The organism is Tenacibaculum ascidiaceicola (genome assembly GCF_047470925.1).
Classification (GTDB): domain Bacteria; phylum Bacteroidota; class Bacteroidia; order Flavobacteriales; family Flavobacteriaceae; genus Polaribacter; species Polaribacter discolor.
The window spans coordinates 132,334-153,404 of sequence record NZ_JAZKJP010000012.1; the positions used below are offsets into that span (position 1 = coordinate 132,334).

Consider the following 21,071-nt stretch of genomic DNA (forward strand, 5'->3'; position numbering starts at 1 on the left):
TTTGTTCTATTAATCGATAATAATCATCATGTTTTTTAAACAAAAAAAGAGAATCTAAAAAGATTCTCTTTAATTCTTTCTTTTATTCGAAAGTATAAGCAAAGCTACCATCTCTTAGTCTATGAGCTATTATTCCAGGAGAATCATAGTTCTCAACATCCAACTCAAAAGTACCTTTCACTACTTTTTTATCACTATCAACCAATGTTATTGTTATACTTCCTGATACCGTTACTTGTAAATCATCATCTAATAAATCTATATACTTTATATAAGTATCATTATCTACACTTTCTCTATTTATTTCTATTGTTTTTCCCACAACCAAATGCTCTCTATTAATCCACATATTTACTTCTTTAGGTAGTAAAGTCCCTTGCAAGTAAATAAATTTATCATTTGGATAATTAGTATTTATACTGTTAGACGCCTTCTTTGTCCCCAAAGCATTATTCATCTCATACACTTCTCCATTAATAGTTACTTTCATAGCATAATTTCCTAGACTTAAATCTTCATCTTCTCCCGAAGAAGAACAAGAAGCAAATCCAAAAAACATTAACATTACAAGAGGGATAAATAAATTCTTTTTCATTTTTTAAAATATTTAGGTTTATAATTAATTTTCTATGCAAACAACGTAGCAAAAGCCTCTTCAATCTTACTGACTAAAATCAGTTTTATCGAATGATTTTTACTGGTAATCTTGTTGTATTTTGAGGTTACAAAGGTTTTATATCCTAACTTTTCAGCTTCGGTAATTCGTTGATCTATTTTAGAAACAGGACGAATTTCACCTGCTAAACCAACTTCTGCTGCAAAACACACATCGGGATTGATGGCTAAATCTTGATTTGATGATAAAATAGCAGCAACTACTGCTAAATCTATTGCTGGATCATCTACATGAATTCCACCTGTAACATTTAAAAACACATCTTTTGCCCCTAGTTTGAAACCTGCACGCTTTTCTAGCACTGCTAAAATCATGTGTAAACGTTTTAGGTTATATCCTGTAGTAGTTCGTTGTGGCGTTCCGTAAACTGCTGTTGAAACCAAGGCTTGAATTTCGATCATTAAAGGACGAATACCTTCTAAGGTGGATGCAATGGCTGTACCACTTAAATCGGCATCTTTTTTTGAGATTAAAATTTCTGAAGGATTTGATACTTCTCTCAATCCATCTGATAACATTTCGTAGATTCCTAATTCAGCCGTAGAACCAAAACGGTTTTTTTGCGAGCGTAAAATTCGGTAAGTATGATTTCTGTCTCCTTCAAATTGCAACACCACATCTACCATGTGTTCTAAAATCTTTGGCCCTGCAATATGCCCTTCTTTATTAATATGACCTATTAACAATACCGGAGTAGCAGTTTCCTTAGCAAACTTGATGAGTTCTGCGGAAGTTTCTCGTATTTGCGAAATACTTCCTGGTGAAGCTTCAATAGAATTGGTATGTAAGGTTTGGATGGAATCGATTACCAATACATCGGGCTGAACTTCTTCTATGTTTTTAAAAATCTGTTGGGTATTGGTTTCGGTAAGAATTAAACAGTTAGGATTTTTTCCTTCTACACGCTCAGCACGCATTTTTATCTGTGACTGACTTTCTTCCCCAGAAACATACAACACTTTTTGTGGAATTTGTAAGGCTATTTGTAACAATAAGGTTGATTTACCAATTCCAGGCTCTCCTCCCAGTAGCACCACAGCTCCTTTTACCAATCCGCCACCCAAAACAGTGTCTAATTCTTGATTCTTCGTTCCAAAACGTTCTTCTGGATTTAGTCGAATCTCATCAACTCGCAACGGCTTCGCTACTCTTTTTTGCTTATTTTCAGGTGATTTCCAACTTCTCTTTTCTTCTTTTTGAATGACTTCTTCAACAATAGTATTCCATTGTTTACAAGATCCACATTGCCCCACCCATTGTGCATGTTGTGCTCCGCAGTTTTGACAGAAAAAAGTTGTTTTGGTTTTTGCCATTCTATTTGTAAGATTTACTTACAAAGAAAAGAAAACTATTTGTTTTTATTATAGATGGGTAAGAACAAAAATGCCAATCCTCCAAAGACAATAATCATAGCCGTTTGAGCAGTCCACATAATCCAACCAAAAGCAGTTGCGGGTTCTTCTGCTATTCCGAATAAAGCTAAAGCCCCTGCTACAGCAACTGGATATAAACCTATACCCCCGTTAGTTGCAGCAATTGCAAATCCACCAGCGATAAACCCAATTAAAATACCTCCTAATGGAACATGTAATCCGTCAATTGCTGGAATGGTTGCCCAAAACATTAACACATACATTACCCAAATAAATACGGTATGAAAAATGAATGCCCATTTGCGCTTCATTTTCAAAATGCTAGTAACTCCCTCAACAAGTCCTGCTACAAAATTTTTAATTTTTAGTCCAATTCCTGATTGTGCCTTTTTTACAAAACGTGTAAAAATCACAAATACCAGCACCAAACCTCCTAAAAGAACCCCAATTTTTATCGGATCAAAGTTTTTAGTTAATAATTCAAAAATAAAATCGAATTGTACAAAAAGGGTAATAGCTATAATACTCAACATCATTAACAAATCTGCCATTCGTTCGGCAACGATGGTTCCGAAACCTTTTTCAAATGGAATATTTTCATAGTTAGTCATCACTGCTGCTCGAGAAACTTCCCCTGCTCTTGGTACTGCATAATTCACTAAATATGCTACTAAAACCGCCATGGTACTATTACCAAAATCTGGTTTATAGCCCATCGGCTCAAGTAAAAACTTCCAGCGATAAGCACGAGATAGATGACTTAACACCCCAAAGAACAATCCTAAAGCTATCCAACCGTAATTAGCATCTTTAAAATATTGAACTAAGGTTTCAATTGAAATTTTTGATAATGAATACCAAACTAAAAAACCTCCCAAAATGAGAGGTAATAGTATTTTTGTAATTTTTTTGACTGATAAACTCAAACTATTCTAGCAAGTTGTTTTCTTCGTTAGGAAATACTAATTGTGGTTTAAACTTTTTGGCTTCTTCTAACTCCATAAAAGCATATACAATTAAGATAAGTACATCTCCTTTTTGAACTCTACGGGCTGCTGCTCCATTTAAAGTAATTTCACCACTTTTTCTTGGTCCTGGAATCGCATATGTTTCTAAACGCTCTCCATTATTGTTATTCACAATCTGAACACGTTCTCCTTCAATAATTCCAGCAGCATCCATTAAATCTTCATCAATGGTTATGCTTCCTATATAGTTTAAATCCGCGTTTGTAACTTTAACACGGTGTATTTTAGATTTTACTACTTGTACTAACATGCTGCAAAAATAGTTGTTTTTTAATGAATACTAAGTTGTTTTTTGATGATTTTAACATTATTACAAAGCTCATTCTTAAGCTTAAACATTAACTTTTTAATTATTCTTTAAACGAATATTATCTATTAAGCGAATGTCTCCTGCAAAAACAGCTATAAAAGCACGATACTGTTTATTTTCTTTAATCTCTTTTGCAGTTTGTAATGTTTCCTCATCTGCAATGGTAAAATATTCCAATTCAAGTAATGGATGTTTTTTGAATTGCTTTTCTACCCATTTGGTTAAATCTTCTGGACTTTTTGCTCCAAATTTCTTTTTTGCTTTTTTTAATGTTTTATAAATAAATGGTGCAGCTTCACGGTGTTCTTTTGTTAATCTCGTATTTCGAGAGCTCATAGCTAACCCATCATCTTCTCTAAAAATTGGTCTTCCTTTAATTTTTACTGGTAAATTATATTTTTCGACTAACTTTTTAATAATTTGTAATTGCTGAAAATCTTTTTTGCCAAAATACGCAGTATCTGGCTCTACAATTTCAAATAAAGTTTTTACTATTGTTCCAACACCATCAAAATGACCATCTCTAAATCTCCCTTCCATTTGATGTTCTAACCCATCAAAATCAAACTCTTCAGAAGCTACATTTTCGGCGTATATTTCTTCTACTGAAGGAAAGAATAACACATCACAATCTACAGATTCCAACAACGCTACATCACTTTCGTACGTTTTAGGGTATTTGTCTAAATCTTCTTTGTTATCAAACTGTGTAGGGTTTACAAAAATACTAACTACAGCAATATCCTTCTTTTTTTTCGCTCTCTTAATAAGCGATAAATGCCCTTGGTGTAGCGCTCCCATAGTTGGGACAAACCCGATTGACTTTTTATCCATTTTTAGAGCGGATAAAAACTCTTTTATTTCGGATTTACTTGTAAAAATTTTCATTGTTATTTTATTGAAATGCATGCAAAATTAGCAATTTAACACGATTTTTGCATTAAATTTCGTATTTTTGCACCTTCAATAAAAGAGACCGATTTAATGAAGGATAAGAGAATTTTATATGTTTCATCAGAGGTAACACCATATTTACCAGAAACAGAATTATCGTCTACCGCATTTAACGTTGCTAAAAATGCACATTCTAAAGGAATTCAAACCCGTATATTTATGCCTCGTTTTGGGGTTATTAACGAGCGAAGGCATCAGTTACATGAAGTTATTCGTCTATCGGGTATGAACTTGATTATTAACGACATGGATATGCCGCTAATAATTAAAGTTGCTTCTATACCTAAAGAAAGGATGCAAGTTTATTTTATTGACAATGACGAATATTTTAAGCGTAAGGCTGTATATTCTGACGAAGATGACAAACTATTTGACGACAATGATGAACGTATGATTTTCTTCGCCAAAGGTGTTGTTGAAACTGTTAAGAAGCTAAACTGGGCTCCTGATATTATTCATGTTCACGGATGGATGGCTTCGTTACTTCCATTATATTTAAGAGAATTTTATAAGGAGGAACCATTGTTTGCTGAGAGCAAGATTGTAACTTCGCTTTACAATAGTGATATTGAGGATTTGGGTAAAGAATTAGCTAACAAAGTTCGCTTTGATAAAATTGAAGATTCTAAAGTGGCTACAATAGCAACGCCAAGCCATACTAACATTTTAAAGAGCGCTATTGAAAATTCAGATGCTATTATAAAAGGTAGCGAAGTTTTACCTGAAGAAATTGAAACTTTCATTGAAGAAAGCAATGTAAAGGTTCTAGATTTCCAATCAGAGGAAACTTTAACTGAAGCATATTTAGAATTTTATAAAGAAAACGTTTTAGAATTAAGCGAATAATGATTAGAAAAATTGGTGTACTTGGTATTAGCTTGCTATGTTTAGCAGCTATTACATCTTGTGAAAAAGATTTTAGTGAGGTTGGAACAAACGTTGTTAACAACGATAAGTTTGAAACAGGAGAAATATTATTGGATGTTGAAATAACACCTATAGATATAGAAAGTGTACAAGCCGACAATATTAACGCTAGTATCAGTGATTATTGGCTTGGAGTATACAATAACCCTAATGCAGAAAAAATTGAAGCCTCAATCATTTCTCAACTTGGTTATATCTCAAACTTAAACAACAAAGATACTGACACAACTGTATTCAATCTTGATAAGGTTATCTTAAAAATTCCATACCAAGCTACTTCTACAGGTACAACAGATGGAGTTACAAGTTTTAAATTAGATTCTATTTTAGGAAATCCTAATGTCGCAACCAATATTCAGGTATTCCAAAATGAAACATACTTAAACACATTAGACCCTAGTGATCCATCTAAAAGAAACACTTTCTTTTCTGATAAAGAATACTTAGGAAATAATGTATTAAGCGAAGGTGGTATTTATGAATTAAAACCTAAAGCTACAGACACTACATTCATTTTTGATAGAATTGACAGGTCCTCTTCATTAGCAAGTACAACTACTTATAAAGATACTGTTAGAGCCTTAAACTCACAAAAACTTAAAGTTCCATTTTTAGCAATTCCTTTAGATATGGCAAAAATGAAAGCTTTATTTTGGGATAAATTTCATAGCGGAGAGTTTGCATCTAAAGAAGTTTTTGATAATTATTTTAGAGGGATTAAAATAGTTGCAACTGGAAGTGATGGATCACTTGTTCCATTAAACCTAGCTTCTTCACCTACTCCATCTGTAGATTTTCACTACACTATATCTGAAGTGGATGGTACTACCGTTAAAGATACTCTTCAAAAAAAGTATTCTTTCCCTCTTTCTGGTATAAGAAATAGTCATTACAAAATGTCTCCTGCTACAACCTCTGCTCCTGCTAATAATTTTGTTATTCAAGGAACTGCTGGAAGTATGGCTAAAGTTAAAGTTTTAGACGAAACTAAAGTTCAAGAGTTAAAAAGCAATAATTGGTTAATCAATGATGCTTCTCTTACTTTTTATATAAATCAAGCAATTAATAATGATGCTGATATTATTCCTCAGCAATTATTCTTATATCAAAATAAGAAAAATGAAACAGGTGGCATTTCACCAACTCAGTTAACAGATGCTTATGTTGACCCTACTTCTTTTGGAGGTCTTTTAGAGAAAACTGAAAATAAAAATCCTGAAAAATATACATTTAGAATTACTGATTATATTTCTAAACTATTATCAGGAGAAGAAAACACAACTGCTGATCCTTTAGTTTTAAAAGTATATAATCCTACAGATGTACCCGTTAACAATAATGTTTTGACAACTTCTGTTAAATCTTATAACTGGAACCCGAGAGCAGTAACATTACTTAACGGGAATGAATCTGCTAATGGAAGCAAAAGAGCTGTTTTAAAAATATCATATTCAAAAGAAAAATAACGAATTGTTATGTGCGGAATTACAGGATATATTGGACATAGAGAAGCTTACCCAATTGTAATTAATGGGCTTAAGCGATTAGAATATAGAGGTTACGATAGTGCTGGAATCATGATGTATGATGGTGAAACAATGCACTTATCAAAAACAAAAGGAAAGGTTTCTGACTTAGAAGTAATTACAAATAAAGAAGAGAAAAGAAAAAAAGGAAATATAGGAATTGGTCATACTCGTTGGGCAACTCATGGTGTTCCTAACGATGTAAATTCTCACCCACATTTTTCTCAATCTGGAAACCTTGTAATTGTTCATAATGGAATTATAGAAAACTACGACACCATTAAAAAAGAGTTAACCTCAAGAGGTTATGAATTCAAGAGTGATACAGATACAGAAGTTTTAGTAAACCTTATTGAAGAAATTAAAAAAAGTGAAGGTTGTAAGTTAGGAAAAGCTGTCCAATTAGCTTTAACTAATGTTATCGGAGCTTATGCAATTGCTGTTTTTGACAAAACAAAGCCTAATGAGTTAGTCGTAGCTCGATTAGGTAGTCCTATTGCTATTGGAGTTGGAAAGAACAATGAAGAGTTTTTTGTTGCCTCAGATGCTTCTCCTTTTATTGAATATACAAAAGATGCTATTTACCTTGAAGATGGTGAATTAGCCATTATAAAAAAGGACAAAGGGATTAAAGTTCGTAAAATTGAGAGTGATAAAGAAATTGATGCGAATATTCAAAAATTACAATTAAGCCTTGAACAAATAGAAAAAGGTGGTTATGACCACTTTATGCTAAAAGAAATTTACGAACAACCTAAAGCTATTATAGATACCTATAGAGGTAGAATGCTTGCCAACGAAGGAATTATAAAAATGGCAGGTGTTGATGATAATATGTCTAAGTTCTTAAACGCTGACAGAATTATTATTGTAGCATGTGGTACTTCTTGGCACGCTGGTTTAGTAGGAGAATATCTTTTTGAAGATATGGCTCGCATTCCTGTTGAGGTTGAGTATGCTTCAGAATTTAGATACCGTAACCCTATTATTTCCCCAAAAGATGTAGTGATTGCTATTTCTCAGTCTGGAGAAACTGCTGATACTTTAGCAGCTATTAAATTAGCTAAATCTAAAGGGGCTTTTGTTTTTGGTATATGTAATGTAGTAGGTTCTTCTATCGCTAGAGAAACACATGCTGGTGCTTATACACATGCTGGACCTGAAATTGGTGTAGCGTCAACCAAAGCATTTACAACACAAATAACAGTACTTTCATTAATTGCTTTAAAGCTAGCTCAAGCTAAAGGAACTTTATCTACATCTGCTGTGAATACTTATTTACAAACGATGCAGCAAATTCCTGCTCAGGTAGAAAGTTTATTAAAAATTGATGCCCAAGTTAAAGAAATAGCGGCCGTTTATAAAGACGCTAAAAACTGCCTATATTTAGGTAGAGGGTTTAATTTTCCTGTGGCTTTAGAAGGAGCTTTAAAATTAAAAGAAATCTCTTATATCCATGCTGAGGGTTATCCTGCAGCTGAAATGAAGCACGGACCTATTGCTTTAATTGATGAAAACATGCCTGTTTTTGTGATTGCTACAAGTAGAGGTCATTATGAGAAAGTAGTAAGTAATATTCAAGAAATTAAGTCTCGTAGCGGAAAAATAGTAGCAATCGTTACTGAAGGTGATGAAACTGTTAAGGAAATAGCTGACCATGTAATTGAAATTCCAGACACAGAAGAAGCTTTTTCTCCTTTATTAACAACAATACCGTTTCAATTACTGTCATACCATATAGCAGTTATGTTAGGCAAAAATGTTGATCAACCAAGAAACTTAGCTAAATCGGTTACTGTTGAATAACAATCGATTTTATTTAAAATATAAATCCTGAGAAATTTCTCAGGATTTTTTTATACTTCTTTTTCAAGGGTTATATATATAGGAAAATGATCTGAAAAGCCTCCTTTGTAAAAAGGACCTATAAAAGTTCTAAATGGACTTCCTTCATATTTTCCTTTGTATATTTTTAACCAATCTCTGTTATAAACCTTAGCATGTAAAAAACTGTGCTTACTTTTTTCCATATCAAAAAAATCTCTTGAAAAAATAATTTGATCAAACAAATGCCATTTTTTATAATGTGTTGTGGTTCCTATTCCTCTTTCATACAAAGGTTTCATTGGATTATACAAGTCTTCAGACATTAAATGATCTTCAATACTTTTATTTATTGGATTATCATTAAAATCTCCCATAACAATGAATTTTGGAGCACTTTCTTCCTGTTTAATCTTATCCATAACACTACGAGTCAATTGAGCTGCCTCAATTCTATTTTTTTCGGTTTCTGTTTCTCCTTCTCTTCGTGAAGGCCAATGATTAATTAAAACATGCACTACTTCATCATTAAACATTCCCTTAACCACTAATAAATCACGCGTATAATCTACATCACCTTCATCATCTGTTAGTGAAAGAGGATGTGTTTCAGAGAATATCACTTCAAAGAAATCTTTATTATACATCAAAGCAACATCAATACCTCTTTCATCTGGTGAATCGTAATGAACATAGTCGTAATTAAACTTTGATAGATTTTTATGCTTTACTAAGTCTTTTACAACTTTGGCATTTTCAACTTCCACCAAACCAACAATAACTGGTGGATGAGCAGATTGGTTATTCCCAAGCTGACTAATAACAGATGTAATTTTTTTAAGTTTATGATTATATTTCTTTCTCCCCCATCTTAATTTACCATTTGGCGTATAATCATTGTCATAGGTATTAGGATTATCAACAGTGTCAAATAAATTTTCGACATTATAAAAAGCAACGGTGTACCTATTTCTTCTTCTATTTGATGTCATTTAAAATTTGTTTATCTCTCGAAAGTACAAAAATGTACGCATCTTATAACATAAAACTAACCTTAGTAATTAACGAATTATATAAAGCTTGAAAATAAATTTATAGGTTTTAATAAAAACCACTGATTTATTTAAAATTCATCAAAAAAGGGAAGTGAAAAATAAAAATATCTTCAATATTAATTATATGTAAAAAAGTTATAAAACGCTTATATACTTTACTTTAAAACAATATTTTATTAATTAAAAATAACACCTTAAGAAACTCATTTACAATACTTTTATATCGTTAAATTTTAACAAAAAAACTTAAAAACAAACCCTAAAACTTAAAAAATGAAAAAGTTATTTGTATTAATGTTCATTACTCTAATGAGTACATCAGTATTTTCAACAAACGAGAACCCTGCAAAAGAGCAAATAAGATCAAAAATCGTTGAACTATTAGGTAACCCTAATTTTGTTCTTGATAAGGAAGTAAAAACTACTGTAGAGTTTTTAATAAACAAAAAAGGCGAGATCGTTATTTTGAACGTTAACTGTGATACAGAACAAGTTTGTCACTATGTAAAAAGTAGATTAAATTATAAACTTATAAATAAGGAATTAACGGTAAAGAACCATATCTATAAGATGCCTTTAATCATAGAAAAAAGTAGCAATAAATAATTACTACCCGATTATTCCCTAATAAAAAAGCCTCATAGAATTCTATGAGGCTTTGGTTTTATTTATTGTTCTGTAGATTATACTGCTCCTTGATCAAGCATTGCATCAGCAACCTTAACAAAACCAGCAATATTTGCTCCTTTAACATAATCAACATATCCATCTTCTTGTGTACCATATTTTACACAAGCTTCGTGAATATTATTCATAATAGAGTGTAACTTACTATCTACTTCTTCACGAGTCCAAGATAAACGTAAAGAGTTTTGAGACATTTCTAATCCAGATGTTGCTACACCTCCTGCATTTGAAGCTTTCCCTGGTGCAAATAAGATTTTTGCATTGTGAAACACTTCAATAGCCTCTGGAGTAGACGGCATGTTTGCTCCTTCAGCAACACAAATACATCCATTATCAACTAATGCTTTTGCTTCTTCTCCATTTAACTCATTTTGAGTTGCACAAGGCAAAGCTACATCACACTTAGTTCCCCAAGGTCTTTCTCCTTTAAAGAATTTTGCTGATGGATATTTTTCTACATACTCATGGATTCTTCCACGTTTTACATTCTTTAACTCTTGTACAAAAGCTAATTTTTCAGCATCAATACCATCTTCATCATAAATATAACCTGATGAATCAGATAAAGTAACAACTTTAGCTCCTAATTGAGTGGCTTTTTCAGTAGCATACTGTGCAACGTTACCAGAACCAGAAATAACTACAGTTTTTCCTTCGAAAGAATCTTCTTTAGTTTTTAACATGTTTTCAGCAAAGTACACATCTCCATAACCTGTAGCTTCAGGACGAATTAATGAACCTCCCCAAGAAGCTCCTTTACCAGTTAATACTCCAGTAAATTCGTTACGTAAACGTTTGTATTGACCAAACATGTAACCAATTTCACGACCACCAACACCAATATCTCCAGCAGGAACATCTGTATCAGGACCAATATGACGTGCTAATTCTGTCATAAATGATTGACAAAACGCCATTACTTCACGATCAGACTTTCCTTTAGGGTTAAAGTCAGATCCTCCTTTACCACCACCCATAGGTAATGTTGTTAATGAGTTTTTGAAAACTTGCTCAAATCCTAAAAATTTTAAGATTGATAAGTTTACTGAAGGGTGAAAACGTAACCCTCCTTTATAAGGACCAATTGCTGAGTTAAACTCAACTCTATATCCTCTGTTTACTTGAGTTTCTCCGCTATCGTCAACCCAAGGTACTCTAAACATAATAGTACGTTCAGGTTCAACCATACGCTCAAGTAATTTCTTACCTTGATATTTTGGATTATTTTCTATAAACGGAATTACTGTTTCTGCTACTTCATGTACAGCTTGCAAAAACTCTGGTTCATATGTATTACGCTCTTTTACGTAATCCATAAATGCTTGTATCTTAGATTCCATAAACTTAGTTGTTGTTCTGTTATTTTATAATATTAACAATTTTACTATGCAAATATAATTATTTTAGTATTCGTTAATTTCTATTTTTCTGTTTATTTCCCTTATTTTATTGGTGTTTTTGCAAACACAACCAAAAGTCCTTTTTTTTACACAAAAAAACGTAAATTTGCACCTTAACTTTTGGAAAGATTATGTTAGACAAGGTAAAAGAATTGATTGGAGAGGTAAATGCTTTTAATACCACTTCAAAAGAAGAAATAGAAACATTTAGAATTAAGTATTTAGGAAGCAAAGGAATTTTAAAAGATTTATTTGCTGAGTTTAAAAATGTACCTAACGACCAAAAGAAAGAATTTGGGCAAACCATTAATTTACTTAAAAATTCTGCTGAAGAAAAAGTAAACACTTTAAAAGAAGCTATAGAAAATGCTGTTGAAGAAAAAGGTGTTTATGGTGACTTAACACGTCCATCAGAGCCAATTAACCTAGGTTCTCGCCACCCAATTTCATTAGTAAAGAATCAAATTATCGAAGTATTTAACCGTATTGGTTTTACTGTTTCTGAAGGACCAGAAATTGAAGATGATTGGCACAACTTTACTGCTTTAAACTTACCAGAATATCACCCGGCACGTGATATGCAGGATACTTTCTTTATTGAAAAGAATCCTGATACGTTGTTAAGAACACATACCTCATCGGTACAAGTACGCTATATGGAAAACAACGAACCTCCAATTCGTACAATTTCTCCAGGGCGTGTGTTTAGAAATGAAGATATTTCTGCACGTGCACACTGTATTTTCCACCAAGTAGAGGGATTATACATTGATACTGATGTTTCTTTTGCTGACTTAAAACAGACCTTATTATACTTTACCAAAGAAATGTTTGGTAAATCTAAAATACGTTTACGTCCGTCATATTTCCCATTTACTGAGCCAAGTGCTGAAGTAGATATTTATTGGGGATTAGAAACTGAAACCGACTACAGAATTACCAAAGGAACTGGTTGGTTAGAGATTATGGGATGTGGTATGGTAGATCCTAATGTATTAAAAAACTGTAATATCGATCCAACTAAGTATAGCGGATATGCCTTCGGAATGGGTATTGAGCGTATTGCAATGTTGTTATACCAAATTCCAGATATTCGTATGTTCTACGAAAATGACAAGCGTTTCTTAGAGCAGTTTAAATCTGTAATTTAATTTTAAGATAAATTCAAACAAAATAAAAGACGAAAGCACTAAACTTTCGTCTTTCCTTTTAAAGAAGTATTCAATGAAAAAAGATATTGAAATCCCTAAGGTAACAGGTGTAGAAATAGCCGTTGTTTTAGAAACAAATGAAATTGACAATAAAGAGGATTGGAATGTATACATTCTTAACAAGAAAGATGTCGATTTAGAAATGGTAGTTATTGTTTCTCAAGGATTCTCAGACACTAAAACCACTTCAGTTTTTCGAAGAAAAATAGATAAACTTCCCGCAAATAGTTATCAAAAGTTTGAGTTAATGCAACCTGAGTTATTTGATTTAGACAATCGTTTTCAGGTAACTTTCTTTGAAAACAACAGACTACATGACAAAACCTTTATTTTTCAAGCCGAGACTATTCAAGAAGGCTTTTTAAGGGATATTGAGTTCTTAGGAAAAAGAGGAATTGTTTGTAAATAAACATAACATATATAAAAAACACAAAAGAACGATAGTTGTTAATTCACAGCTATCGTTCTTTTGTTTATACTCACTTTTAGTACTTTCGCTTAAAATATCACTTTATGTTTACAAATATTCAGGACTTAGTTACTCAATTTTCTTCTTGGGTATGGGGAATTCCATTATTAATACTACTCATAGGAGGCGGTTTATACCTATTTGTGTATTCTGGGTTAATTCCTTTTAGATATATAGGTCATGCCATTGCTATTTTAAGAGGAAAATATGACAAAGCTGATTCTCCAGGAGATTTATCTCACTACGAAGCTTTATCTTCTGCCATTGCAGCTACAGTAGGTATGGGAAATATAAGTGGAGTTGCTATTGCTATTGCAACTGGAGGCCCTGGTGCTATTTTTTGGATGTGGGTGAGTGCCTTTGTAGGTATGGCTACCAAGTTTTTTACTTGTAGCCTATCGGTAATGTATCGTGGAACTGATGAAAACGGAAATGTAAAAGGTGGACCAATGTATGTTATTACTGAAGGGTTAGGAAAAAAGTGGAAACCTTTAGCTTTATTTTTCTCTGCTGCGGGGTTAATAGGAACTTTACCTGCTTTTCAAGCAAATCAACTCACGCAAACACTGGTAGATGTTTTTCAAGTACAAGAAACCAATCATTTTACAGCTAAATTATTATTAGGTATCACCACTGCTATTATTGTGGCCATGGTGATTTTTGGTGGAATAAAACGAATTGGTAGTGTTGCAGGAAAACTAGTTCCTGTAATGGTTGTAGTATATCTTCTCACCGTTTTAACAATTTTGATGTTACGTTTAGAACAAGTTCCTGCAATTTTTTCTTTAATTTTTGAAGATGCTTTTTCGGGAAAATCTGTTTTGGGTGGTGCTTTAGGAGCATTGATAATTACGGGAGTAAAACGTGCTGCATTTTCTAATGAAGCTGGTTTGGGTACTGCACCTATGATGCATGGAACTGCTAAAACAAAAGAACCTATTCGTGAAGGATTGGTTGCTATGTTAGGCCCAGCTATTGACACCTTGTTAGTTTGTTCTTTGACCGCACTAGCTATTTTGGCTTCGGGGGTTTGGAAAGGTTTTGAAGGTAACGGAATTTCTATGACTTTAGCTGCGTTTGATGCTGTACTTCCTCATAATATCGGGAGTGTTGTTTTAACTATTTGCGTATTGATTTTTGCTTTTTCAACGTTATTTACTTACTCTTTTTACGGGTTGAGTTGTTTAAGCTTCTTGACCAACACTAAAATAGGAAAGAATTACAACTACATTTATATTTTTACAATTGCTGTCGCTTCTATTATAAAGCTAGACTTTGTAATTAACTTAATTGATAGCGCTTATGCCCTAATGGCAATTCCAACAGTAATTTCAACATTAATTTTAGCTCCTAAAGTAAAAAAAGAAGCCAAAAAGTATTTTCAGAAGTTAAAGACTAATTCTTTTTAATAAGTTTTAGCTCTTCTATAATTTTAGAAGATACAGAATCTATTTTTTTAGACGTTTCTTTTATATATTCTTGATGCTTTGGTGAATCCTTTACCATATCTAATGTTGTTTTGGTTGAGTTAATATACCAATCTTTCCATGCTGAAATAATTGATAGTTGTGTTGATAAAGAATCGCCTTTTTTTAATGCTATTTCACTTTGTTTCTTTTCTTCTTCAAGTCTTGATAAAGCTGCTTTTTCAATATTTTGGAGTATTGATTTTGCTGTAGTACTGTCCGCATTTAATAAAGTATAAGCAGAAGCTAATGAAGCTATCCCAACATTTTTTAGCGTTTTTTGAGATACTTTATCTATTCGATCGTTATCGGTATGATAAAATTGGTCGGTAAAATGCCAGAATAAAACACTAGGAATGTTTCTCTTTAAAAAAGGTACATGATCGCTACCACCTTCAAACGGATTTGTATTCACTACCCAATTTGTTCTCTTTCCTTGCTCTTTGAATTTATCAATTAAAAAATCATTTAGATAGTGTGGAGTCATTTCTTCAAGTTTCATTTTTCTTCCTCCCCACTCAGTATGTTTATCATTACCTCTCGTCCAAATAGCACTAGGGTCAGGCATTTTTTCAATTAAAAAAGTACCGCCCGTTTTTTGGGTATCTTCTCCTACCATGTCTAGAGAAATTCCCCACTTAATATCCTTTACCCTTATACTATCTTCTTTTACATACCTGTTTGTAGAAATAATTTCATCTCCCCATAAAAAGGTTAAGGTTCTATTAGGTATAAATATGTTATTTTTGATAAGCTCAGCTGTAAGTGTAGCCATTTCTAAAGCAACACCTACACCTGTAGCATTGTCATTTGCACCAGGTTCTTGTATGTGAGCACTAAAAACTAATCGTTCTTTAGGATATTTATTTCCTTTAATATCTGCAACAATTGTTAACTCTTCTGATGGATAGATATTCGTTTCAATATGTACATTTAGAAAAACTTTTCCTTTTAACAATTCCTCTTTTAATTTTTCTTTAGCCTTGTAAGACATCGCAATTGCCCAAGATTTTACTTCTTCATTTAACGGGATAGTTCTAAATTGAATAGAAGTGGTGTTTTTTTGAGGTTGTAAATATTTTGGATTACTATAGGTTATTAATCCCAAAGCTCCTCCTTTTACAATAGCTTGGTTAAAAATTTTATGAGGACTTGTTTCAGCAAAAACAATCTTCCCTTTTACATCTAAACCCTTTAACTTTTTTAAGTCTTTAATATAAACGACCTCTGCATTAACCCCTTCTTTTGGTGTACTGTAAGAGTTTAAAGCTATCATATTCCTATTTGTGCTATGTTGTAATAGAGGAACCTCTTCTCCAACTATTTTTACAGAAGCATCCACAGATTCCCAAGTAGGATTTTTTAAGGGTCTTTTTTCTATCCTGTAGGTTAAAATATCATTACTCGTAGCACTATCTTCTTTAACAAATCCTGAATTTTCTAATTCTTCTGCAATTTTATATACGGTTTTATTAAAGCCAGTATTACCAACAACACGCCAATATTTTTCTACAAAAGAAGTTGTTTCATAAGCCAAATCACCCGTAAATTCTTCATTTAAAACATCAAAATAATTAGAGGTGTTTAAAACTGGAACAACTTTTTCTTTCTTACAACTTATAAGTAATAGAATGATAGATAATAGATAGATTTTTTTTAGCATAACGGGATTTTATGGCTTTAAAAGTACACTTTTTAAATATAGTTTTACTCTCTCCCTATCGGATAATCTTCATAAAAATCTTCAAAGGTTTTATCGGTGGTGTAATGGTCTTTTAATACTTTGTAAACCATTAACACTACTAGTAATTGACCGATAACTGTAAGTATAAACACCCAGCTAAAGCCTATATTAGTATAGACCAAAGCAGTAAGCACTAATAAAAAAATAGTGACAAACAACACCAAAAACATCGCCGAATTCTTCATAATCACACATTACCCTATAATTTACAAAAAAATCAATAAATAATAAAGCCTTTATTACTTTATAAAAAGTAACCTTAGGTTTTTAATATTACTGTGGAGCATTTATTTGAGATAGAAGAAGTAGACTAATTCTCTAAAAAATCCTTAACGCTTTTTTAGCGCCTCTCCTTCAAAAAATAGGCCTTCAAAACCAGTTTTTATAAAATTTCTAATGTTTTGGTGATCTGTTCCTTCAGTTTTTTTTAAAACATCTTCAAAATAATACTGTCCAAAACAAGCCAAGGTTTCTTCTTTACTGAACCCTTGTTGTATAGCAAACGAGAATACTTTACATGAACCTTGATTTTTTTCAGCTTCATTGTATAAATCTCCATTTTTAAAGGCAGTGGGTGTAAAATTATATACGTTTTCAATCACTGACATAGTATCAGAAAACTTAACTTTTTCTGGTGTACTTTGTATCGTTTCTTTAAATCTATCTAGTGTCATTTTAAAAAGGTTTTACGCTACAAAACAAAAGATTAAAACTCATAAAAACTAACTCGTAGTAATTTTTTACAAACTAACATTTATAGTTAAATTTGCACAGCAAAAATTTCAAGAAATGTACAGAACGCATACTTGTGGTGAATTAAGAGCATCGCACATCAATACTGAAGTTACCCTTTCTGGTTGGGTACAAAAATCACGTGACAAAGGTTTTATGATTTGGGTAGATTTACGTGATCGTTACGGAATTACACAGTTAATTTTCGACGAAGAACGTACTTCTAAAGAGTTAATGGACAAAGCAAAGACCCTAGGACGTGAGTTTGTAGTACAAGTAACTGGTAAAGTTATTGAGCGTCAATCTAAAAACACCAATATCCCAACAGGTGATGTAGAAGTTTTAGTATCGAACTTGGAAATTTTAAACGAAGCTAAGTTACCACCTTTTACTATTGAGGATGAAACTGATGGTGGTGAAGATTTACGTATGAAGTATCGTTATTTAGATATCCGTCGTAACCCAGTAAAAAACAGCTTGGTTTTCCGTCATAAAGTATCAATGGAAGTTCGCAAATATTTATCTGACAAAGGATTTATTGATGTAGAAACTCCATATTTAATTAAATCTACTCCAGAAGGAGCACGTGATTTTTTGGTGCCTTCACGTATGAATGCAGGACAATTTTACGCATTACCTCAATCTCCACAAACCTTTAAGCAGTTGTTAATGGTAGGTGGAATGGATAAATACTTTCAGATTGTAAAGTGTTTTAGAGATGAAGATTTACGTGCCGACCGTCAACCAGAATTTACACAGATAGACTGTGAAATGGCGTTTGTTGAGCAAGAAGATATTTTAGAGATTTTCGAAGGAATGACGCGTCATTTATTAAAAGAAATCAACGGAGTTGAAGTAGAGAAATTCCCAAGAATTACTTTTGATGAGGCAATGCGCAAGTATGGTAACGATAAACCAGACATTCGTTTCGGAATGGAGTTTGGTGAGTTAAATGAAGTTGCACAACATAAGGATTTCAAAGTATTTAACGATGCTGAATTAGTGGTTGGTATTGCAGTACCAGGAGGAGCTTCATATACTCGTAAAGAAATTGATAAATTAATCGATTGGGTAAAGCGTCCTCAGGTAGGAGCTTTAGGAATGGTATATGTAAAGTGTAACGAAGACGGAAGCTTTAAATCTTCAGTAGATAAATTTTACGATCAAGAAGATTTAGCTAAATGGGCTGAAGCTACAGGTGCGAAGGCAGGAGATTTAATTTGTGTGCTTTCAGGAAACACTAACAAAGTTCGCGCACAATTAAGCGCTTTACGTATGGAAATGGCTGAGCGTTTAGGTTTACGTAAACCTGATGAGTTTGCTCCGTTATGGGTAATCGATTTCCCTTTATTAGAATTAGATGAAGAAACAGGTCACTACCACGCAATGCACCATCCTTTTACTTCTCCAAAACCAGGACAATTGGCGTTATTAGACACCAATCCAGGAGCTGTTAAGGCGAACGCTTATGATTTAGTGTTAAACGGAAACGAAATTGGTGGAGGTTCTATTAGAATTCACGATAAAGAAACACAAGCTATTATGTTTAAGCATTTAGGGTTTACCGAAGAAGAAGCGAAAGCTCAGTTCGGTTTCTTAATGGATGCTTTTGAATACGGAGCACCACCACACGGAGGTTTAGCTTTTGGTTTAGATAGATTGGTAGCTATTTTAGGAGGTCAAGAAACAATTAGAGATTTTATTGCCTTCCCAAAAAACAATTCAGGACGCGATGTAATGATCGATGCACCTGCAACTATAGACGATGAGCAACTACAAGAATTAAGCATCAAATTAGATGTAAAAGAATAAAAATAAAAACCCTGCAAAATTTGCAGGGTTTTTTATTACCTTTAATCTACGTCTTGAAAAGGTAAAAACTTCACGAAAACAAACCAATAACATATTATGAAACAAGCTATTTCTAAAAAGCTTAATGAACTAGAATCAACTGCTATTTGTGGTAACGACATTAGCTCTTCTGTTTTATATGTATCAGCATTGGCTATCGCGTTTGCTGGTCAATACGCATGGATAACACTATTAATCGTATCAGTAGTATTATTTTTATTTCGGAAAATTTATGGTGAAGTAGTTGGTGCAATGCCTTTAAATGGTGGCGCATACAATGCTTTACTTAATACTACCAGTAAGTTAATGGCTTCTTTTGCTGCAACACTTACCATACTTTCTTATATGGCTACAGCTGTTATTTCTGCCAATGAAGCAATTCATTACCTGCACCACTTAATTCCTTCAATGCCTATTATTATATCAACTGTTGGCCTATTATTGTTTTTTGCTTTATTAACTATTGGGGGTATAACGGAATCAGCTAAAGTGGCTGTCGGAATTTTTTTATTTCACCTACTATCGTTAATCGTTCTTGCCCTTTTTATCATTATTTATTTGTCTCAAAACGGAATTGACATTCTTTTTAGCAACTGGGGTCATCAATCAGAAAACAGTATTTGGTATGCTATATTTTTTGGTTTTGCAGCTTCAATGCTGGGAGTTTCTGGTTTTGAAAGTTCTGCAAACTTTGTTGAAGAACAACAGAAAGGGGTGTTTCCAAAAACGTTAAAAAACATGTGGGTAATTGTAAGTATCATTAACCCTCTAATGGCTGTTTTTGCCTTATCTCTTTTCGCAATCCCTGTTTTACAGAGTACTGATTACCAAAATACTTTATTAGTTCAAATGGGAGAATTTGTTGGAGGTGATTGGGTTGCTGCTGTTATAGCTATAGATGCTTTTTTAGTATTAAGTGGAGCCGTTTTAACGAGTTTTGTTGGTGTTACTGGTTTACTGGAACGTATGACATTAGACCGAATTATGCCTCAATTCTTTTTAAAAAAGAATAAAAGAGGTAGCTCTTACCGAATTATTATTTTATTCTTTATCCTCGCTGTTTCTGTATTACTAATAACTAATGGAAATGTTGGCTTATTAGCTGGTGTATATACTATTTCTTTTTTATCGGTAATGGCGTTATTTGCGATAGGAAACATCTTATTAAAGATAAGGAGAAATCAGCTTCCTAGACCTGAAAAAGCAACCTGGGCTTCTGTTTTATTAGCTATAATTGCTGTGTTATGTGCTTTAGCTGGTAATATTTTAATGGAACCAAAAGATGGTTTACCTAGCAATACTTCAGTCTTTTTAAACTACTTTATTCCAACCATAATTTTCATTATAATTATGTTAAACCGCACTGCTTTATTAAAATTAGTGCTCCAGATAATTTATGCTATTTTTAATCCTCTGAGACGACTCGTTTCAAGTATGGACAGAAAAATTACTAAAACCATTAACAAAATAAATGATCAAGAGTTCGTCTTTTTTACCAAAGGAGACAATATAGCTACTCTTAATAAAGTTATGCTCTACATTATTAAAAATGAGCACACTAAAAAGATAAAAATTGTATTAGCTCTTGATGAAGGAGACACAATTCCTGAAAACTTACCTAATGAGATTACTTTTTTAGATAGAGAGTACCCAAAGATTAAAGTAAACTTTCAAGTTGTTCAAGGAAAATTTAGTCCTGAACTTATTAAAGAACTTTCTGAAAAATGGAATATCCCTATTAATTTTATGTTTATAGGAGCTCCAAGTAATAAATTTCCTTATAAAGTTGAAGAACTTGGTGGTGTCCGATTAATCGTTTAATAAAAATATTTCTTCTT

19 protein-coding genes are annotated in these 21,071 nt (G+C 32.7%); 9 read left to right on the forward strand and 10 right to left on the reverse strand.

All coding sequences use genetic code 11. The features are described from left to right. Window positions 1-82: 82 nt before the first annotated feature. The 5 genes from VBY68_RS12665 to panC form a co-directional block, all read right to left on the reverse strand. Window positions 83-595, reverse strand: a complete 513-nt coding sequence (locus VBY68_RS12665) for a hypothetical protein (RefSeq protein WP_415269939.1) — start codon at window positions 593-595, stop codon at window positions 83-85. 32 nt (window positions 596-627) lie between these two features. Next, window positions 628-1,989, reverse strand: coding sequence for a DNA repair protein RadA (gene radA / locus VBY68_RS12670; protein ID WP_415269940.1), 1,362 nt, complete (start codon window positions 1,987-1,989; stop codon window positions 628-630). A gap of 35 nt (window positions 1,990-2,024) precedes the next feature. Continuing rightward, complete coding sequence (locus VBY68_RS12675) at window positions 2,025-2,975, reverse strand: lysylphosphatidylglycerol synthase transmembrane domain-containing protein (protein WP_415269941.1); 951 nt, start codon at window positions 2,973-2,975, stop codon at window positions 2,025-2,027. 1 nt (window position 2,976) lies between these two features. Then, window positions 2,977-3,327 carry an aspartate 1-decarboxylase gene (panD, locus tag VBY68_RS12680; RefSeq protein WP_028891458.1) on the reverse strand — a complete coding sequence of 117 codons (351 nt, stop codon included), beginning with the start codon at window positions 3,325-3,327 and terminating at the stop codon, window positions 2,977-2,979. A 96-nt stretch (window positions 3,328-3,423) separates the two neighbouring features. Beyond that, on the reverse strand, window positions 3,424-4,275 hold the full coding sequence (panC, locus tag VBY68_RS12685) for a pantoate--beta-alanine ligase (RefSeq protein WP_099215100.1): 852 nt from the start codon (window positions 4,273-4,275) through the stop codon (window positions 3,424-3,426). A 96-nt stretch (window positions 4,276-4,371) separates the two neighbouring features. On the opposite strand from panC, the gene VBY68_RS12690 reads away from it, so the two are divergent. From VBY68_RS12690 to glmS, 3 genes are read left to right on the forward strand one after another with little or no spacing between them, the layout of a single operon-like run. After that, window positions 4,372-5,187 carry a glycogen/starch synthase gene (locus VBY68_RS12690; RefSeq protein WP_099215099.1) on the forward strand — a complete coding sequence of 272 codons (816 nt, stop codon included), beginning with the start codon at window positions 4,372-4,374 and terminating at the stop codon, window positions 5,185-5,187. Then, complete coding sequence (locus VBY68_RS12695; RefSeq protein ID WP_415269942.1) at window positions 5,187-6,734, forward strand: DUF4270 family protein; 1,548 nt, start codon at window positions 5,187-5,189, stop codon at window positions 6,732-6,734. Before VBY68_RS12690 ends, VBY68_RS12695 begins: the two co-directional genes overlap by 1 nt. Window positions 6,735-6,743: 9 nt before the next feature. Beyond that, window positions 6,744-8,600, forward strand: coding sequence for a glutamine--fructose-6-phosphate transaminase (isomerizing) (gene glmS, locus VBY68_RS12700; RefSeq protein ID WP_415269943.1), 1,857 nt, complete (start codon window positions 6,744-6,746; stop codon window positions 8,598-8,600). A 50-nt stretch (window positions 8,601-8,650) separates the two neighbouring features. Here glmS and VBY68_RS12705 read toward each other — a convergent pair whose 3' ends face one another. Then, the gene (locus tag VBY68_RS12705) at window positions 8,651-9,610 is read right to left on the reverse strand and encodes an endonuclease/exonuclease/phosphatase family protein (protein WP_415269944.1); all 960 of its coding nucleotides are present in this window, start codon (window positions 9,608-9,610) and stop codon (window positions 8,651-8,653) included. A gap of 336 nt (window positions 9,611-9,946) precedes the next feature. On the opposite strand from VBY68_RS12705, the gene VBY68_RS12710 reads away from it, so the two are divergent. Beyond that, complete coding sequence (locus VBY68_RS12710; protein ID WP_415269945.1) at window positions 9,947-10,279, forward strand: hypothetical protein; 333 nt, start codon at window positions 9,947-9,949, stop codon at window positions 10,277-10,279. A 77-nt stretch (window positions 10,280-10,356) separates the two neighbouring features. On the opposite strand, the gene gdhA is transcribed toward VBY68_RS12710, so the two are convergent. After that, window positions 10,357-11,700, reverse strand: coding sequence for an NADP-specific glutamate dehydrogenase (gene gdhA / locus VBY68_RS12715; protein ID WP_273693605.1), 1,344 nt, complete (start codon window positions 11,698-11,700; stop codon window positions 10,357-10,359). 191 nt (window positions 11,701-11,891) lie between these two features. Between gdhA and pheS the strand changes: the two genes are divergently transcribed. The 3 genes from pheS (at window position 11,892) to VBY68_RS12730 (ending at window position 14,849) form a co-directional block, all read left to right on the forward strand. Further along, the gene (gene pheS / locus VBY68_RS12720) at window positions 11,892-12,911 is read left to right on the forward strand and encodes a phenylalanine--tRNA ligase subunit alpha (RefSeq protein WP_099215093.1); all 1,020 of its coding nucleotides are present in this window, start codon (window positions 11,892-11,894) and stop codon (window positions 12,909-12,911) included. A 73-nt stretch (window positions 12,912-12,984) separates the two neighbouring features. Further along, on the forward strand, window positions 12,985-13,380 hold the full coding sequence (locus VBY68_RS12725) for a hypothetical protein (RefSeq protein ID WP_099215092.1): 396 nt from the start codon (window positions 12,985-12,987) through the stop codon (window positions 13,378-13,380). 104 nt (window positions 13,381-13,484) lie between these two features. Further along, the gene (locus tag VBY68_RS12730) at window positions 13,485-14,849 is read left to right on the forward strand and encodes an alanine/glycine:cation symporter family protein (protein WP_415269946.1); all 1,365 of its coding nucleotides are present in this window, start codon (window positions 13,485-13,487) and stop codon (window positions 14,847-14,849) included. Here VBY68_RS12730 and VBY68_RS12735 read toward each other — a convergent pair. The 3 genes from VBY68_RS12735 to VBY68_RS12745 form a co-directional block, all read right to left on the reverse strand. Next, window positions 14,836-16,569: a M28 family peptidase gene (locus VBY68_RS12735; protein ID WP_415269947.1), complete on the reverse strand. Its 1,734-nt coding sequence runs from the start codon at window positions 16,567-16,569 to the stop codon at window positions 14,836-14,838. The two genes, VBY68_RS12730 and VBY68_RS12735, sit on opposite strands and share 14 nt — an antisense overlap. 44 nt (window positions 16,570-16,613) lie before the next feature. Continuing rightward, window positions 16,614-16,835: a hypothetical protein gene (locus VBY68_RS12740; RefSeq protein ID WP_415269948.1), complete on the reverse strand. Its 222-nt coding sequence runs from the start codon at window positions 16,833-16,835 to the stop codon at window positions 16,614-16,616. A 144-nt stretch (window positions 16,836-16,979) separates the two neighbouring features. After that, entirely contained in the window at window positions 16,980-17,324 is a 345-nt protein-coding gene (locus VBY68_RS12745) for a HopJ type III effector protein (RefSeq protein WP_415269949.1), read from the reverse strand. Window positions 17,325-17,439: 115 nt separating this feature from the next. Here VBY68_RS12745 and aspS point away from each other — a divergent pair, with 115 nt between their 5' ends. Then, entirely contained in the window at window positions 17,440-19,194 is a 1,755-nt protein-coding gene (gene aspS, locus VBY68_RS12750) for an aspartate--tRNA ligase (protein ID WP_415269950.1), read from the forward strand. Window positions 19,195-19,290: 96 nt separating this feature from the next. After that, complete coding sequence (locus VBY68_RS12755) at window positions 19,291-21,054, forward strand: APC family permease (protein ID WP_415269951.1); 1,764 nt, start codon at window positions 19,291-19,293, stop codon at window positions 21,052-21,054. Window positions 21,055-21,071: the final 17 nt, after the last annotated feature.